The following is a 1695-nucleotide window of genomic DNA, read 5'->3' as shown; positions in this document are numbered from 1 at the left end:
GCGGGTGGTCATGGACACACCGGCTTTGGGGGCGGTCCCTGCGCTGGCGCTGAAGCAGCTTGTTGGCAATTTGACATCACAACAATTGCCGATTCAAAACGCGCTCGACACCTTGTTTGGCGGGTTTTAACACAATGCATCCCGTGGCTCTGGCGGCACATCCGGGCTGGCGGCCAGCCAGGCATCAAAGCCGGTCAAGTCACCACGCGCCTGACGCTCCTTGAAATAAGTCTCGGTTCTTAAAGCAGAAACCTTTTCGGCAATGGCCGTGACAAAAAACTGGTTCATGGAGACGTGTTCAGACTCCGCCACCTCACGCGCGTAAGCAAACAAGGATTCGGGAACTCGCAAAGCGTAATTGGCCATGATCATGACTCCTTCAGATTCAAATGATTTAACAAAACAGAGGGCATCCAAACAGGCAACTTGAAACGCTTGGCAGCGACAAAGTCATTTGGATTAAATGTGATCAAAGCATCTGCGTTGCCGTTAAGCGCAGTCTCCAGCACCATTTCATCTGCCGGGTCGCGTGTTTGGGGGCGCCAAAGAAAATGCAAGTGCACTGGCGCCGTCCTTAAACTCAAGGCATCCAGAAACGCATCAACCATCTCCGGCGTGCGGGAACCAACGGCCAACTGCTCGGGTCGCTTCAACACCGATTCGTATTCCAGGAACAGGGGCACGGACGCCAATGCAATGAAATCACCCTGGCGCAAGTGTTGCATCACCGCAAAAGACGCGCCCCGACGACTTCGACTTGCCGCGACAAGGATATTGGTATCAAGGACAACTTTTAGCTTTGTCATATTGCCAATCATATAACATAAGTCAATTTGAGGGCCAAGCTCAAGGCATTGCGCGAAGCGATTGCAGTTGGCGTGGCGAGTTGCAAGTCCAGTGCCGCAAAATCGCAGAGGCACCCCAGGGATACCGGTCGCGCCCCGAACTTGGCAAGGGAATGCGCTCATGTGCCCATGGCAACGTGATACAGACCACCGGCCCGTTCAATTCGTAAAGGTCTTGACATGGGGTGATATGAGCGAAGGTTTGCAGGAATGCAAGACCTGACCCCTTTTTTCGCCGTTTTGCAGGCAGTTTTAAAGATGACTGCGTAGCTTTTCTTGCAGCCACACCTTGATCAGTGACTGGTAGGGAACGTCCCTGGAATTCGCGGCGATTTTGATCGAATCCAGCAAGTGTTGCGGCAAACGCAGCGAAATGGTCTTGGTTGTGGGCTTCAAGTTGGGCAACGAGACCGTTTTGGCCTTGGTCCAATCAAGGTGTTCAGTGGAGTCGTGCAACTCCCAGTAGGCCCGCTCTTGCGCTTCACTGGTGAACTTCGGAATGGTTTTAATCTGCTTGTTCATAAATGGCTCGCTCCTTTGTGTGCATGTCCCTGGCTGAAATCACTCTGATCAACAGACCCAACTGGCGAAGCGTGAACGTGATGTGCAGCGCGCGACCCTGGTCGGTTTTGCCCAAAACATGAAAACGCTGCTCCCGCTGGCTGTGCGAGGTATCCTCCAAAAGCAACATGGGCACATTAAAAAAGACTTGCTCCGCCTCAGCCATTGAAACACCGTGTTTATCGTTCTTGCGATCGTTGCCAAGGTCCCAATCGAACCCGGTGATCTTGTTCAGGTCAATCATGGGCGTATATTATCAAAATATACAAAATCCGCTGTGAAATTTTAA

At 52.1% G+C, this 1695-nt stretch carries 4 protein-coding genes; all 4 read right to left on the bottom strand.

All coding sequences use genetic code 11. The features are described 5' to 3' along the window. Window positions 1-126: 126 nt before the first annotated feature. Window positions 127-366, bottom strand: coding sequence for a hypothetical protein (locus IBX54_RS14975; RefSeq protein WP_296543446.1), 240 nt, complete (start codon window positions 364-366; stop codon window positions 127-129). Between the two features lie 2 nt (window positions 367-368). Beyond that, window positions 369-806 (bottom strand): putative toxin-antitoxin system toxin component, PIN family, encoded by a 438-nt coding sequence (locus IBX54_RS14970; RefSeq protein WP_296543445.1) that lies wholly within the window; start codon window positions 804-806, stop codon window positions 369-371. 291 nt (window positions 807-1097) lie between these two features. Next, a complete protein-coding gene (locus IBX54_RS14965; protein ID WP_296543444.1) occupies window positions 1098-1367 on the bottom strand; it encodes a BrnA antitoxin family protein in 270 nt (89 codons plus the stop codon). Then, entirely contained in the window at window positions 1351-1650 is a 300-nt protein-coding gene (locus tag IBX54_RS14960) for a BrnT family toxin (protein ID WP_296543443.1), read from the bottom strand. Before IBX54_RS14960 ends, IBX54_RS14965 begins: the two co-directional genes overlap by 17 nt. Window positions 1651-1695 lie beyond the last annotated feature (45 nt).

The organism is Rhodoferax sp. (assembly GCF_014859475.1).
Classification (GTDB): domain Bacteria; phylum Pseudomonadota; class Gammaproteobacteria; order Burkholderiales; family Burkholderiaceae_C; genus Rhodoferax.
The sequence above is the reverse complement of the archived record's forward strand: the minus strand, read 5'-3'. Positions and strand labels throughout refer to the sequence as shown.

Bases quoted from the DNA above. Each gene is read 5' to 3' on its own strand.
- IBX54_RS14975 (WP_296543446.1), bottom strand. From the start codon at position 366: ATGGCCAATTACGCTTTGCGAGTTCCCGAATCCTTGTTTGCTTACGCG.
- IBX54_RS14970 (WP_296543445.1), bottom strand. From the start codon at position 806: ATGACAAAGCTAAAAGTTGTCCTTGATACCAATATCCTTGTCGCGGCA.
- IBX54_RS14965 (WP_296543444.1), bottom strand. From the start codon at position 1,367: ATGAACAAGCAGATTAAAACCATTCCGAAGTTCACCAGTGAAGCGCAA.
- IBX54_RS14960 (WP_296543443.1), bottom strand. From the start codon at position 1,650: ATGATTGACCTGAACAAGATCACCGGGTTCGATTGGGACCTTGGCAAC.